Annotated in this window: 9 protein-coding genes and 1 tRNA gene; 2 read left to right on the top strand and 8 right to left on the bottom strand. The window is 67.0% G+C overall.

Annotation, left to right across the window (positions count from 1 at the left end):
• Positions 1 to 4 precede the first annotated feature (4 nt).
• From JWP90_RS07940 to JWP90_RS07960, 5 genes are all read right to left on the bottom strand, one after another.
• Positions 5 to 78, bottom strand: a tRNA-Met gene (locus JWP90_RS07940).
• 100 nt (positions 79 to 178) lie between these two features.
• Entirely contained in the window at positions 179 to 472 is a 294-nt protein-coding gene (locus JWP90_RS07945) for a class II aldolase/adducin family protein (protein WP_367182694.1), read from the bottom strand.
• Entirely contained in the window at positions 445 to 942 is a 498-nt protein-coding gene (locus JWP90_RS07950) for a hypothetical protein (protein WP_297362146.1), read from the bottom strand. Before JWP90_RS07950 ends, JWP90_RS07945 begins: the two co-directional genes overlap by 28 nt.
• Before the next feature lie 22 nt (positions 943 to 964).
• Positions 965 to 3,892: a UPF0182 family protein gene (locus JWP90_RS07955; protein ID WP_297362149.1), complete on the bottom strand. Its 2,928-nt coding sequence runs from the start codon at positions 3,890 to 3,892 to the stop codon at positions 965 to 967.
• 68 nt (positions 3,893 to 3,960) lie between these two features.
• On the bottom strand, positions 3,961 to 5,130 hold the full coding sequence (locus tag JWP90_RS07960) for a S16 family serine protease (protein WP_297362152.1): 1,170 nt from the start codon (positions 5,128 to 5,130) through the stop codon (positions 3,961 to 3,963).
• Between the two features lie 162 nt (positions 5,131 to 5,292).
• Between JWP90_RS07960 and JWP90_RS07965 the strand changes: the two genes are divergently transcribed.
• Positions 5,293 to 6,609, top strand: a complete 1,317-nt coding sequence (locus JWP90_RS07965) for a zinc-dependent metalloprotease (protein ID WP_297362239.1) — start codon at positions 5,293 to 5,295, stop codon at positions 6,607 to 6,609.
• A gap of 861 nt (positions 6,610 to 7,470) precedes the next feature.
• Here the strand turns inward: JWP90_RS07965 and JWP90_RS07970 are convergent.
• Together JWP90_RS07970 and nudC are read right to left on the bottom strand one after the other, a co-directional pair.
• Entirely contained in the window at positions 7,471 to 9,213 is a 1,743-nt protein-coding gene (locus JWP90_RS07970) for an ATP-dependent helicase (protein ID WP_297362156.1), read from the bottom strand.
• On the bottom strand, positions 9,210 to 10,199 hold the full coding sequence (nudC, locus tag JWP90_RS07975) for an NAD(+) diphosphatase (protein WP_297362159.1): 990 nt from the start codon (positions 10,197 to 10,199) through the stop codon (positions 9,210 to 9,212). The genes JWP90_RS07970 and nudC overlap by 4 nt, the downstream gene beginning before the upstream one ends.
• Positions 10,200 to 10,267: 68 nt before the next feature.
• On the opposite strand from nudC, the gene JWP90_RS07980 reads away from it, so the two are divergent.
• The gene (locus tag JWP90_RS07980) at positions 10,268 to 11,656 is read left to right on the top strand and encodes a phosphotransferase (RefSeq protein WP_297362161.1); all 1,389 of its coding nucleotides are present in this window, start codon (positions 10,268 to 10,270) and stop codon (positions 11,654 to 11,656) included.
• On the opposite strand, the gene JWP90_RS07985 is transcribed toward JWP90_RS07980, so the two are convergent.
• Entirely contained in the window at positions 11,560 to 14,820 is a 3,261-nt protein-coding gene (locus JWP90_RS07985) for an ATP-dependent DNA helicase (protein WP_297362164.1), read from the bottom strand. The two genes, JWP90_RS07980 and JWP90_RS07985, sit on opposite strands and share 97 nt — an antisense overlap.
• Between the last annotated feature and the right edge of the window lie 3 nt (positions 14,821 to 14,823).

Here is a 14,823-nt window from a genome sequence, read left to right on the forward strand (position 1 = left end):
TTTGTTGCGGGGGCAGGATTTGAACCTACGACCTCTGGGTTATGAGCCCAGCGAGCTACCGAACTGCTCCACCCCGCGGCACAAGAAGTACTCTAGCACGGGAACGGATGGGGGGCGAATCGGCGAGTCCGGCGAGGTCGCCGAAGGCATGCGACGGTTCCAGGACGCAGAGAAAGCGTCAGAGATATCGCCGACGCAGCTCGGCGACCTCGTCGGGGTCCAGCGTCCGTGCGGGCCGTCCGCTGAGAAAGACATGCAGGCGCGCCGTCTCCTCGATCTCTTCGGCAGCAGCTGCGGCCGATTCCAGGGTCACCGCGGAGACCAGGGAACCGTGGTTGGCGAGCAGCAGGGACCGGGAATCGCGCGCGGCATCGGCAATGGCCAAGGCAAGGCCCCTGTCGCCCGGCGGAAAGTACGGGATGCGACGCTGCTCTTCGGCTGGTTCTAGCTCGACAGCGCGATGGGGCGGCATCGCCTCCGGCTTCTGCTCGGAGGCCGGTGCCGCCCTCTCCGTATTGCCGTGGGCTGGGCATGTCTGGCGTCGTAGAGGTTCGATGCGAGAAAGCGGGTCTGCTCTTCCAAGCCAAGCTCCTGAGCGAGCGTGGGCGCCTGCCGGGTCGCAGCCACCGAGAAGTCCAGTCCGAGAACGGATGCCCCACGCTGGGCAAGTGTCAGCGCGTCCGCGCCGAAATCGCATCGCAGGTGCAGCACACGTTTGCCGGACAGGTCAGACCGTTTGTCCGCACCTGGCAACAGCTGGGAGAGTTCTGCCTCGTCGACCCGGGTGAGCCGTCCGGCGCCCGCCCGCAGCTGCCCCTGATCGTCGAAGGCACTGAACATGTGGATGAGGACCCGTTCGTCCCAGTGCGCTCGGTTGGCGTCGAGCCACTCGCCCGAACCGAGGTCGACACCGCGTGGGGAGCCTGACGGAATCTCGGTCACGCGCCCCACGCTACCGGGTCGGTCAGCGGTTGAGCAGCGCGAGTGCCCTGCCGAGAGCGTCATTGAGTCGTGCATCGGCTTCGCCGTACGCCGCCCAGTCGCCTTCGGCCAGTGCCGCGGACTTGTCGTCCATCGCGGTCTTCGCCTCGGCCAGGACAGCGCGCAGAGCCTGGTCGGCTGCGGGGTCACCGGTGCTCGGCTCGGTGGGCGTGGATGGCTCCGCGCCTGGCTCGGTCGGCTCTGTCGGCACCTCGGGGGCCGGCGTTCCGGTATCCGCTGTGTTTCCGTCGCCGGCATCAGCGCCCGAGTCACCGCCGAACAGCGAGTCAAGAGCCTGATCCAGGGTGTCCTCGAACGCGATCTGGTCGCCGAACGCCACAAGGACCTTCTGGAGCAGCGGGTAGCTCGTCTCACCGGTCGACTGCACGTACACCGGCTGAACGTAGAGCAGTCCGCCACCGACCGGGAGCGTCAGCAGGTTGCCGTTGAGCACCTTCGACTGCCCCTGCTTCAGCAGGTTGATGAGTGAGGAGACTTCAGGGTCGGTGTTGAAAGCGTTTTGCACCTGCCCCGGGCCGGGAACCGTCACATCCTTCGGCAGGGTCAGCAGCCTGAGCTTGCCGTAACCATCTCCGGGTTTGCCCGACTCGGCACCGGCATCCGCGTCCACTGCGAGATACCCGGTCAGCACGCTGGAGGCGCTGTCGCCCGTGCCCCGAGGAACGAATGTGGAATACAGCGAGAAGGTCGGCGCTTCCTGGCCAGGCATCTGCAGGGTCAGGTAGTACGGCGGTTGCAGAGCTGCCTCTGCGGCCTCGGACTGGGGGTCGGCCGGTGTCGACCAGGCGTCTGTCCGTGAGTAGAACTTGCCGGCATCCGTCACGTGGTACTGCCCGAGGATCTGGCGCTGTACCTTGAACAGGTCTCCCGGGTAGCGGACGTGGCTCATGAGCTCACCGCTCATCTCCGACATCGGCTTCAGGGTCGACGGGTAGATCTTCTGCCACGTCTTGAGGATGGCGTCGTCGGTGTCCCAGGCGTACAGGGTCACCGATCCGTCGTACGCGTCGACAGTGGCCTTCACCGAGTTGCGGATGTAGTTGATGTCGTCGAGCCCGAACCGCTGGTCGTTCGTCGCGGAGTCGGCGATCGCCGTGGAGAGGCCGACGGTGCGCGAATACGGGTAGGCGTCCGAGGTGGTGTACCCGTCCACGATCCACACCACACGGCCGTCGACGACGCTCGGGTACGGGTCGGAGTCGAGCGTCAGGTACGGCGCCACCTTCTTCACACGGGTCGCCGGGTCACGGTCGTACATGATCTGCGACTCGCTGGTGACATCGTCGGAGAGGAAGATCTGCTCCGACTGGAACTTCAGCGCGTACACGAGTTTGTTGAGCACCGAGTCCAGCTTGGGCCCGGCGTCGCCCTTGAACGTGTTGTACGTTTCGGATGCGCCGTCCTCGCCTGACGGGAAGTCGAGTTCAACAGGCTTGTTGCCCTTCGGGGCGCCGACGATGGAGTACTCAGGCGAGGCCTCACCGAAGTAGATGCGGGGCTCGAACTTGCCGAGCGCACCGGAGGTCGGGATGCCGGACTCGAGGAAGACCGGCTGCCCGTCGACCGAACGCTGGTTGCCGTATGCGGCGACGAGGCCGTAGCCGTGGGTGTACACGAACGTGTTGTTCACCCAGGTGTCATCGGGGTCCTGACGCAGCTCACGGAGCGCAACCACAGCGTCCTGGCTTTCTCCGTCGACCTGGTAACGGTCGACGTCGAGAGTCGGCGCGAACGCGTAGTAGTTCTTGAATCGCTCGAGCTGAGAGATCGAGGGGCTGACGAGTGCCGGGTCGATGATCCGAATGGATGCGGTCGTCTCGGCGTCTTCGCGGAGTGCGCCCGCCGTGGCATCCGTTGTCGCGTTGTACGGAATCTCCTCGAGGTCCGCGACGTCGTATGCGTCACGGGTGAGGTCGATGTTCCGCTGGATGTACGGGGTTTCGAGCGACTTCGCGTTCGGGTCGACCTGGAAACGCTGCACGACCCACGGGTATGCGGTCCCGACCAGGAGGCCGGCGACGAGCAGGAGGGCCGTTCCGACGACGGGCAGCCGCCAGCGGCCGATGAACGCCGTGATGAGGAACAGCACGGCGACGAGCGTGGCGATACCGGCGAGGATGACCCGGCCAGGGATCGTGGCGTTGTCGTCTGTGTAGTTGACCCCGGTGATCAGGTCACCGGTCTGGTTCAGCGTCACGTATTGGTCGAGCCAGATCGACACCGCCTGAAGCGCGATGTACAGCGCGGCGAGGATGGCGATCTGAATGCGGGCTGCCTTCGAGATGCGCAGCTCGTGGCCGGTGACTCGGATCGAACCGTACAGGTAGGTGACGGCGATGGTCAGCAGCGTCGCGAGGAGGATGACGGCGGAGGCGAAGCCGACGAGGCCACGGAAGAACGGCAGCTCGAAGAAGTAGAACGAGACGTCGAGCCCGAACTGCGGGTCGACGTTACCGACGGGCGTGCGGTTCAGCCACATCAGAACGACTTCCCAGCGGGTCGCCGCGGCGAACCCTGCGAAGAGGCCGAGCACGACGGGGATGCCATAGGTGGCCAGGCGGCGCAGCGGCTCCACAAGTTCCTGGTACCGATCCAGCTGGCTGCTGAGCTTCGCGTACACGGGACGCAGACGGTACGCAAGCATGATGCTTGCCCAGACCGGGAGAGCCATCCCGAAAAAACCGATGACGAACATGACGCCGGAGGCGATCCACTGGGTGGTCAGCACGGTGGCGAAGCCGAGCTGTTCGAACCAGAGGAAGTCCGAGTACAACCCGGCGAAGATGAAGAACGCGACGACGAGCACGCCGACCACAGCTGCCGTGATGGCGAGCGGGGCTCTACTGCGGTTCGGTGCGGGACGGGCTGATGCTGATGGAGCGGATGTCACGTGTGGCCTCTGTCAATTTTCGGGTTCTGTCACAAGTCTATGGGGCACAGAGCGTTACTGGCTGGGAGCTAGCCCGCTGCCTCCGCCAGTTCACATGAGGCGAGCGCGTCGATCCCTTTGGAACTGGCGACAGCATCCAGTGCGGCCAGCGCATCGTCGAGCGTTGCGACGCTGAGAACGCGGATGCCGTCCGGCACGTGCCCGACGACTTCGTTGCAGTTCGCCTCAGGCGCGAGGAAGTATTCCGCGCCGGCGTCGACAGCTCCGTAGAGCTTCTGCCGGATGCCGCCGATCGGTCCGACAACGCCTTCAGCGTCGATCGTTCCGGTTCCCGCAACCTGTTCCCCGCCGTTGAGCGCACCGGGGGTCATCTTGTCGATGATGCCGAGGGCGAACATCATGCCGGCACTCGGCCCGCCGACGTTGTCGAGCTGGATCGTGACGTCGACGGGAAAGTCGTAGAGAACCTTCGTAGCGACGCCGATGATGCTCGTGCTTTCGCCGTCGGCCGCCGTCGCGTCCACCGGAGTGATCGACACGGTGGTCGGCACCCCGGCGCGCGCCACCTCGAACACGGCCGCCGACTGGGTGCCGTTCTCAGCGATCGCCTTTCGGAGGGACACCAGATCGGAGACGGCGACATCGTTGACCGCGAGGATCTCATCGTCGACCTTGAGCTTGCCGTCTGCCGGCGCACCGTCGGCGACCTGGCCGACGGCGAGCTGCGCGGGGAACTCGTAGTCGAGTTCGGTCAGGGCCGCGGCGACGGCATCCTGCTGCGAATCGACCATCAGTGCCGCGTTCTCCGCTTCGCGTTCCTCTGTCGTCACACCTTCGGGGAACACCGACTCAACCGGGACGATCGCCTTACTGGGCGCGAACCAGGCGAGTGCCACTTCGAACCAGCTCGGCCGTTTCTCCCGGTTGCCGACCGCCTGAACGGTGAGCATGTCGAGCGACCCGCTGGTTTCGTAGGTCTTGGCATCTTTCACCGTCACCAGCGGGACTTCCTTGTCCTTGATCGTGACCGAACCCAGCGTGTTGAACACCGGCCCTGGCTGCTGGATGACGTACGGAGACGGCCAGAAGGAGAGCCCGAGGAGGATCACGACAGACACGGCGAGCGCCAGCCAGCCGCGGTTACGACGCCGGCGAGCCGACTCCATCCCCGCGATGTCGGCCTCTGTGTACAGCGCCTGGGCTCCGGGTTGGGGCGGGTGTTCGAGAAACAGACTCATCGTGCCTTTCGGGTGTTCGCGGCGGGCGGACACCTGCCACGGGCAGCCACGCGAATCTCAGAGGATCAACGACTAGCGTAGATCCCGCAACCGAATGCTGTCTGAAAGGTGGCCTCTGTGCCCGACGAATCCGACAAAAACCCCGAGGACGAGTTCCGTGACATGCTGCGGCAGTTTCTCGCGGGCAACGCGGGCATCGACCCAAGCCAGCTCGCCGGCGCGGCGGGCCTTCCGGGTGACCCCGCCTCGGTCAACGCCATGATCAGCCAGCTCCGGAACGCTCTGCAGGGTGCCGGTGATGGCAAGATCAACTGGCAGGCCGCCACCGACCAGGCTGTCACCCTCGCCACGAACGACGCTGTTCCCGCGAGCACCCAGCAGCGGGCGGCGCTGGACCAGGCCTTCTCGGTCGCCGCGCTGTGGCTCGACGATGTGACGGGCATCAGCGAGTTGACGAACGTGCCGCGGCTTCTCACCAGGGCCGAGTGGGCGCGCGCGACCATGCCCGTGTGGAGTCAGCTCGCCGAACCGGTTGCGACGAGTATTTCGGATGCTCTCACCGGTGTTCTCCGCGACCAGGCCCCCGAAGAGTTCCAGGGCATGGTCGAAAACGCCGGCGCACTCCTCAGGAGCATCGGCGGCGCCTTGTTCGCCATGCAGCTCGGACAGGTCGTTGGGCAGCTCTCCACCGAGGTGGTCTCGGGAGGCGACATCGGCATCCCCCTGCTCGATGACAACCAGGCGGCCATCCTGCCGCAGAACGCGACCGCGTTCGGCGAGGGGCTCGACATACCTGACGACCAGGTTCAGTTGTACCTCGCGGTTCGCGAGATCGCCCACGCCCGCCTGTTCCGGCACGCACGCTGGCTGCGCCTGCACCTCATCTCGTCGATCACCGAGTTCGCGCGTGGCATCCGGATCGACACCGACCGGCTCGAGAGCCTCGCCGCGAGCTTCGACCCGTCCAACCCTGAGGAACTGCGCCAGGCGATGGTCGACGGCTCCCTGATCCCGCCGAAGACGGATGCCCAGCTGGGCACGCTCGCACGTCTGGAGACCACCCTCGCCCTGGTCGAAGGCTGGGTCGATGTCGTGACCGCTCGCGCGTCATCGCGGCTCCCCAAGGCCGACGCGATCGCCGAGACGGTTCGCCGTCGGCGTGCGACGGGCGGGCCGGCCGAGTCGGCGTTCTCCACGCTCGTCGGTCTTGAGCTCCGGCCCCGCCGGCTCCGGGAGGCGGCGTCGATGTGGCAGCAGATCACGGACGCCGTCGGCGACGAGGGGCGCGACGCCCTCTGGGCGCACCCCGATGTCCTTCCGACCGGTGAGGACATCGACGACCCGGCTGCGCTCATTGCGCGCCTGGAAGCGCGTGCCCGTGGTGAGGTTCCCGAGCCTGACGATTTCGACACGGCTCTCGAGGACCTGCTCCGCGGCGAGAACGGCCCCTCGAAGGACGACACGCCGCCGGTGGTCTGACCCGGGCTTCGCGCCAACGGCGTGGCGTGGTGAGGGCTCCCGAGTTGTGACAGCGGCAACAACCATTCCGGACCCCTCACGCATCCGGAACGACATCGGGGAACGACCACCGAATCCCGCGCTGTGGATAACCCGCACGCTTGACCGGTGCGTACGGCATGATCTCCGGCATGATCCTCCGTCTCGATCCCCGCTACCCGGTCGTCTGGCGGACGACCACATCACTGCAGATCGGCGCGGAGCATCCGATCGCGCGGCTCGACGCGGTCACGCCGGCCGTTGAGCACCTGCTCGGCGCGGTGATGGCGGGCACCAGCCGGGGCCAGCTCGACCGGCTGGCGGCACGTGTCGGCGCCCGGCCGTCAGAGGTTGCTCGGTTCCTCGCCGACATCACCCCGGCGCTGACCGCCCCGGAGACGTCCACCGGGAAGCCGGCCTGGATCGTCGACGGTAACGGCACGACGGCCGACGGCATCCGTTCTCTTCTGCGTTCCTCCGAGTTCCCCGAGGCCGGCCACACGATGCGGCCAGGCGTCGCCGTGCTCGTCGCTACCCACGTCATCGATCCGCGGCGATACGTCCGCTGGCTCAGCCTCGACATTCCCCACCTTGCGGTGGTCTACACCGACATCGGTGTGCAGATCGGCCCGCTCGTGGAGCCGGGCGCCGGCCCGTGCCTGCACTGCCTGGCTCGGGAACGCACCGACGCGGATGCCGCGTGGCCGGTGATGGCGTCGCAGCTTCTGGGCCAACCGTCGCTGGCGGAGCAGGAACCGCTCATCAGCGAGGTCAGAGCACGGGTGGCCAGGATCGTGACGGCGCGACTCGGGAACGGGTCAAACGACCTCGTCTCGGCGTCGCTCAGGATCGACGGGTTCCGGGTGTCTGGGAGCCTGACCGCGCACCGGCCACACCCGGATTGCGGATGCCGATCTCTGTCAGGAAACGGGATCGCTCCCGCGGCTGCGGGGAACGCCCCGAGTGCTCCGCCCATGACATGAACAACCGCGACCTCGCCCTGGTGACGCCCACGTACAGAAGCCGCCGTTCCTCATCCACCTGTTCGAACGTCTTCGCATAGCTGATCGGCACGAGGCCCTCGCTGAGGCCGAGGAGGTAGACGGCATCCCATTCGAGACCCTTTGCGGAGTGCAGCGTGGCGAGGGTGACCGCTGACACCGTCGGTTCGTGCTGGCCGGCCTGCCGCTCCAGCAGTTCGTCGGTGAACTGCCGGAAGGTCGTGCCGGGCGCTGCCTGGTCGACAAGTCCCATGATCGCGTTCAGGGACTCCCATTTATCGCGCACCGCTCCCGCGACCTCCGGTGCCTGATGCGTCCAGCCGAGCGAGCGGAGCACGTCGCTGACCGACTTGAACAACGGTTCCCCGGTGACCGACACCGATGCCCCGCGAAGCGCCATGATCGCCTGCCGCACCTCAGGCAGGTCGAAGAACCGTTTGCTGCCGCGCAGCAGGTAGGGGATGCCGGCGTCGCCCAATGCGGTCTCGAGCGCGGCTGACTGCACATTCACCCGGTAGAGGATGGCGATGTGCTCGGGTTTGGTGCCTGCCGCGATCTGCTCAAGCACCGACTGGGCGATCGCCCTCGCCTCGGCCATGTCGTTCGGGTATGAGGTGATGTCCGGCTGCCTGTGGCTGTCTGCGCTGCGGCTGGCGTGGAGGCTGAGCGCCCCTGGGCGTCCGCGCATCAGCCGGTTGGCGGTGTCGACGATCTGGGGGGTTGAACGGTAGTTCTGTTCGAGACGCACGACCGTGGCATCCGGGTGACGCGCCGGAAAATCGAGGAGGAAGTCACTGCGGGCGCCGGCGAAGGAGTAGATGGTCTGGCTGGCGTCGCCGACCACGCAGACGTCGTTCCTGCCGCCGATCCACAGTTCGAGGAGTTGCTGCTGCAACGGCGACACGTCCTGGTATTCGTCGACGACGAAGAACCGGTACTGCTCGTGCACCTGCATCGCGACGGCCGGTTCGGTCTGGATCATTCCTGCGCAGGCGAGGAGAACGTCTTCGAAATCGAGTTGGCGGCGTTCGTCCTTGAGATCCTCGTATGCCTGTTGCATCGCCGCCACCTGGTCCACCGTGAGGTTCTGAGGTGCCGGCCGGTTCGCGGCAGCGTACTGTTCCACGCTGAGCCCGGACACCTTGCGCCACTCGACTTCGGCGGCGATGTCACGAAGCGTCGCCGTGTCGAGTTTGAGGTGAAGCCGCTCGGCGGCGTGCCCGAGCATCTTTCCTTTGCTCGTGATGAGCGCAGGCATGATCCCTCCGACGGTGTGCGGCCAGAAGTAGTTGAGCTGGCTGAGCGCGGCGGCGTGGAAGGTACGGGCAGCGACTCCCCCTGCGCCGAGGTGTCGAAGCCTGCCCCGGAGTTCCGCTGCGGCCCTGTTCGTGAAGGTGAGGGCCATCACCCGGTTCGCGGCGTAGGTTCCGGTGGCGACCCCGTGCGCGATCCGGTGGGTGATCGCCCGGGTCTTGCCGGTACCCGCACCGGCGAGCACACAGACAGGACCCCGCAGCGCCTCGGCGGCTACACGCTGGTCGTCGTCGAGTCCGGCAAGGAGGTCGCTGGGTTCGGTGCGGCTCATGCCTGGGGAACTGTGGATCGAGCGGACGCGGTCCGAGCCGATTCGTCCAGGTCTCCCCCGCCGTCGGCGACGAGCCACAGGTCGATCAGATGCCTGGCGATCGAGGTCTTGCCCGGCAGCAGCAGGGTGGCGGATTCCTCGCGGAGCTGTTCCCTGCTGAACCACCGCAGATCCACGATCTCCTCACCGTCTGGCCTGAGGTCACCTGGGTCGACACCGGCCGCGACACGAGCGGAGAATCCGAGCATCATCGACCGCGGGAACGGCCACGGCTGGGAACCGAGGTAACGCGGGTTCTCAACGGTCAGCCCGGATTCCTCGGCGATCTCGCGGCAGACGGCGTTCTCCAGCGATTCGCCGGCCTCGACGAAGCCGGCGAGGAGCGAGTAGCGCCCAGCGGGCCAGAGGACGTTGGATCCGAGCAGGAGGCGGTCGTCGTCGTCGAGGACCAGGACGATGACCGCCGGATCGGTGCGTGGGAAGATCTCGTTCAGACAGGCGGGGCAGCGCCGCGACCAGCCGGCGAGTTCCGGAACCGTGGCGGCTCCGCACCGAGGACAGTGGCCGCTGGACGCGTGCCAGTTCGTCAGGGCGACGGCCGCGGTCAGCAGGGCGGAGTTCCCGGCGCCGAGGGAGTCGCCGGAGTCGCGGAGCGACACCCAGCGTTCAGGATCCGGCTCGATCACCGCCGCCGCCGCGTCCGTGATCACCGCGCCGACGATCGGCGCGCCGATGTCAGCGTCGGTGTCCGGTTCGGTCGACCGTCCGAGGTAGAACAACACGTCCGCGTCAGCGGCAGCAGCTGCCGGCGAGAGCGCGAGCCGGTCGCCGGCCATCGGGGCCTTGCCGTTCCAGAGCGGCAGAACCCGGCAGGCCGGGTCCACCGCGAGTTCGGCGAAGAGTTCAGGCCGGACCCGTGCGTCCGCGTCGCGGTTCACGGCGCCGCGCGCGAGGGGAAGATCGGCAAGCGCACCAAGGTCCAACAAAAAAGCACTCCCACGTGAAAGGCGTGGCGGATGACCGCCACGGGGCTGGGCAACCTAACCTAGATGCCATGGCCAGATCGCATCTCACTCTAGCCGCGTTGGCTACATCAGCCGTCGCGGACCTGCAGATTCTCGGCGCAGGCCCCTTCGGGCACGGCACCACCGGTGATTTCGACTCGGCGCTTCTGCGCACCAGCGACGACCGCGAACTCGTGGTCAGGGTGCCGGCGAACGAGCGTGCCGCGAGCGAGCAGTCCGTCGAACTCATCGCACTCCAGGCGATGACCGCCGGGATCCGGAGCCGCCTCCCGTTCCACGTGCCGACCGTGGTCGGACAGGGGTCGACCCGCGGAACACGTGTCGTCGTCTACGAGTACCTGCCCGGTTACACCGTCGAGGCGTCTGGCATTCCAGCCGGTGACGGCGTCGCGACGTCCATCGGTGCGGCGATCGCCGCCATCCATTCCCTCCCCGGTTCCTTCGTGGCTGAAGTGGGTCTTCCGCACCTGACCGCCGCCGAATGCCGCAACGAAGCCCGCAGCGTCATCGAGCGGGCCACATCCACACGGCTGCTCCCGACCGCCGTGCGCAAACGGTGGACGGATGCCGCCGCCGACGACTCGCTCTGGCAGTTCCAGCCGACCGTGATCCATGGATCCCTCGGTGCGGAATCCTTCGTTCTGACCGACCACAGCGTCGGCTCGATCGCCACAGGGGTGCTGGGGTGGAGTTCCCTCCGGGTCGGCGATCCGGCTCGTGACCTGCACTGGCTCAGCGGCACCGGCGAGGCCGCGGAGAGCATCCTGGCCGCCTACCGTTCGTCATCCGCGAGGCATCACGACCGGCTCCTGGTGCAGCGCTCCATGCTCCACGCCGAGCTCGAACTCGCCCGCTGGCTGCTCCACGGTGTTGACTCCCGCGATCAGGGCATCATCGACGACGCCGTGAGCCTTCTCGACGGTCTCGTGGATCATGTCCTCGGCGACCTCATGAATCCGCTGTCGCCGCAGACCGGACCGATCATGGCCGTGTCCGATGTCGAAGACATGCTCACGCGCACCCCACCGTCGACCGCTGCCTCTGGTTCGTCCGGGATCGGCATGGAGACCGACAGTTATGACCGCTCAGAACTCCAGGCCGTCTTCGGCCGCGACGCCGAACATGTCGGCGACCGGAATCGCGTCGATGACGTGAGCGGACGCTCCTTCCCAGGAGCCGTCCCCGCGGACCACGACCGGGATGCCGTCGAGACGGGCCCGATCGACATTGTCTCGTCGAACAGCGTCTCGTCGAACAGCGTCGCGTCGAACAGTGCTGTGTCGGACATCATCGCCGCGAAAGGCGACCGTGGCGACGCCGGTTACACGGCCGAACTGGATTTCTCGGCGCTTGAGGCCGCGGAGTCCGGCGAGATCACTCCGCTGGCCCAGCGGCGCCCGAGCTCCTCCGCTGAATAGAGGGTCGCCGGCCGGATCACCCGATCCTCGGTGACGTAGTAGAAGACGGCATCGATTCTCTCCACCGGCACCTTCCTCCACTGCGCGTAAGCGAGGCGGTACAGGGCGAGCTGGTACTGGCGTTCCTCCAGCTCGGCGGCCGACGAGGGAGCTTTACCGGTCTTCCAGTCAACGATCTGGTACCAACCGTCCCGTTCGTAGACGGCGTCGAGCTTGCAGATGATGATCTGGTTGCCGAGGACGAAGTTGATCTCCCGTTCAACCTCCACAGGGCGAAGGTCTGCCCATTCGGATGCCTCGAACGTGCGTTTCAGCACGGCGAGCTCTTCGAGTTCCCGCTGCTCGAGGGGCAGCAGGGTGCCGGGGGCCTCGTCGATGTCTTGTTCCAGGAAGCCGGAATCGAGCAGTTCCTGCCCTCCCGCGATCCCGGCACGTTGCTCCACCCAGGTGTGGAACAGCGTCCCCAGCCGCGTCTGCCGATATGGGCGTTCCGGGAGCGGTCGGCGCATCCGGGTCGCGAGGCCAGCGGCATCCGTCACGTACTCCTTGAATCGGGATGCCGGCACCCGGTCGGGCAGGACGACGTATTCGTCTGCGGAGAGCCGCGCCTCGCGTTCGGCGAGGAGCAGCGCGATGTCGTTCGACCAGATCGTGGGCAGGGTGGGGTCGGCGGACCGCACCGCCTCCGCGGCGGCCGCCACTGTTGCCCGTCGTGCCCCGAGCGGGTCCAGGGGCCAGGAAACCTCGTTCTGTGTGCCGGCGAGCGGATTCTCCTCGAACTGGGATTCGTCGGGTAGCCCGTCGCAGCTCGACGGAACGGCGGCGGCGATCTCACGAAGGAATTGACCAGGCCCTCGCGGTTTCGACTGGGTCGCCCAGAACGACCCGCTGGCCAGGAGTGCGTCCTTCGCCCGGGTGACGGCGACATACGCCAGCCGGCGTTGCTCGGCCGAGTTCCTGTCGTCGAGACCCTCGCCGAACGCCGTGTACGCGGCGTCGAAGTCCGCCTGGGTTTCGGCGCCGCGCCAGGCAAGAGTCGGCAGCTCGTCGCGGTCACCTCGGAACTCATACGGCAGTTCACCGAACGCCGTCCAGCCGCGTTTGCTCCGCAGCGTGCCTGGCAGTTCGTCAGAGACCATCCGCGGCACGGCGACGCTGTCCCATTCCAGGCCCTTCGAGCCGTGGATGGTGAGGATCTGCACGGTTCCCGGTTCGGGGTCCTCCCCGCGCGGGCTCAGATTCTCACGCCGCTCCGCCTCGGCCAGCCAGGAGAGGAACGGTCCGAGGCTTCCTCCTTCTGCGACCGCAAGGTATGACGCGATCTGCTCCGAGAAAGCGTCAAGGCTCGGCTGGCCAAGCGGATTCTGCTCGTTCGCCGCCACCTCGATGTCGAGCTGCAGCTCCTGCACGACCAGGTTCACGAGGTCGTACAGGTCGAGCCCTGACCTGCGGCGGAGCGCGGCCAGCTGGCGGGCGACGAGTCGCATCCGGCGGATACCTTCCGCACTGAATTCGCGGAGAGCCGAGTGATTGGCGGGCGCTGTCTGGAGGAAGTCAAGCGCGTCCACGATCGATTTGCCGTCGTCATGCGCGGCCGAAGCCGCGATCCTGTCTCGAACGTCCTCGGCGATCAGACGCTGGGACAGGTCGCGGTCGGCGAGCCAGCGCGCGAGTCCGCTCAGCGCCTTGATGTCGCGGGTGCCGATCCGCCAGCGTGCGCCGGTGAGCAGCCTGACCAGTTCCGAACCTGCTGTCGGGTCGTGAAGGACGCGCAGGGCCGCGACGAGGTCGACGATCACCGGCTGCTGAAGCAACCCGGCGACGCCGAGGATGTGGAATGGCACGTTATTGCGTCGGAGGGCATCGGTGAAGACGTCGACCTTCTTCAGCGACCGGCAGAGCATCGCCGCTGTGCGCTGCTCGTCTTTCGCCGACGGGCGCGCGAGTTCTGCGGCGAGCCAGCGCGCGACGGCATCCGCCTCTTCGACGACGGTCTCGGCGAAGACCACGTCGATGGCGCCAGGACCCGCGAACGGCGAACTGGCCAGCCGGCGGACCGGGACGTGCGGGGTCGCCGGAAGCGGGTCGACGATCGCGTTGGCGGCGTCGAGCACCCGGCCTGAGTTGCGCCAGCTCGTCGACAAGGCATACGCGTCGGCCGCGCCAGAGGGCGAGAAGTCGGCCGAGAACCTGGCGAGGTTCGCGGCGCTGGCACCGCGCCACCCGTAGATCGACTGGTTCGGGTCGCCGACGGCCATCACCGGCGAGCCGGAGAAGAGCCGCGCCAGCAGATCGGTCTGCACCACCGAGGTGTCCTGGTACTCATCCAGGATGACGACTCGGAACCGTGACCGGTATTCCTCGACCACCCGGGGTACCCGCCGGCAGATCTCGAGCGCGAGTGCGACCTGGTCGCTGAACTCGACGAAGCCGAGCCGCTGTTTCTCGGCCGAGAAACGCTCGGCGAGGTCGACCAGCAGGCCCAGCGACTGGATGTCGGTGACCGCTTCGGTCACCGATTTGAACGGCACCGTTTTGCGTGAGGAGCCATCATGGATGGGAAGCTCGCCGAGGCTGAGGAACCGTGTCGCGAACGAACGGATGTCGTCGGTGCGCCCGGCCGCGTCGTTGTCGCTGAGCGCGTGGCTGAGCGACAGAACCGCAGCCGTGACCTGGTCGACGCTTTTGTCGATGCCGACGAGCCGGTCGTCTGCGCTGTCCACGACGATCCGCCGAGCGAGGCGCCAGGCGGATGCCTCGGTGATCACTGTCGCGTCTGGTTCGCGTCCGATGAGGCGCGCGTACTCCCGGAACAGTCCGCTGGCGAAGGAGTTGTATGTGGCGATCGTCGGCGCTTCGAGCACATCGATGACCGCATCCGGGTTCTCGTCCTGCTGCAGATCCTGGAGCTGTCCGATGCGCCGGCCCACCCGTTCGGCGAGCTCACCCGCCGCTTTGCGAGTGAAGGTGAGGCCGAGGATCTCGGGCACCCGCACCTTGCCGTTGGCGAGGAGCCAGACGATCCGGTTCGCCATCGTCTCCGTTTTGCCGCTGCCGGCACCGGCGACAACCAGGGCGGGGGCCAGGTCTGCCTCGATCACCGACACCTGCTCGTCGGTGGGTTCGGGGAGCCCGAGCCTCGCCGCGATCTGCCTCGCTGACATCGC

The organism is Mycetocola sp. (assembly GCF_025464835.1).
GTDB lineage: Bacteria > Actinomycetota > Actinomycetes > Actinomycetales > Microbacteriaceae > Mycetocola_A.

What these genes read in the sequence shown, in the direction of transcription:
- JWP90_RS07980 (WP_297362161.1), top strand. Translation starts at nt 10,268, where the DNA reads ATGGCCAGATCGCATCTCACTCTAGCCGCGTTGGCTACATCAGCCGTC.
- JWP90_RS07945 (WP_367182694.1), bottom strand. Translation starts at nt 472, where the DNA reads ATGCCGCCCCATCGCGCTGTCGAGCTAGAACCAGCCGAAGAGCAGCGT.
- JWP90_RS07985 (WP_297362164.1), bottom strand. Translation starts at nt 14,820, where the DNA reads ATGTCAGCGAGGCAGATCGCGGCGAGGCTCGGGCTCCCCGAACCCACC.
- JWP90_RS07970 (WP_297362156.1), bottom strand. Translation starts at nt 9,213, where the DNA reads ATGAGCCGCACCGAACCCAGCGACCTCCTTGCCGGACTCGACGACGAC.
- JWP90_RS07965 (WP_297362239.1), top strand. Translation starts at nt 5,293, where the DNA reads ATGCTGCGGCAGTTTCTCGCGGGCAACGCGGGCATCGACCCAAGCCAG.
- JWP90_RS07960 (WP_297362152.1), bottom strand. Translation starts at nt 5,130, where the DNA reads ATGAGTCTGTTTCTCGAACACCCGCCCCAACCCGGAGCCCAGGCGCTG.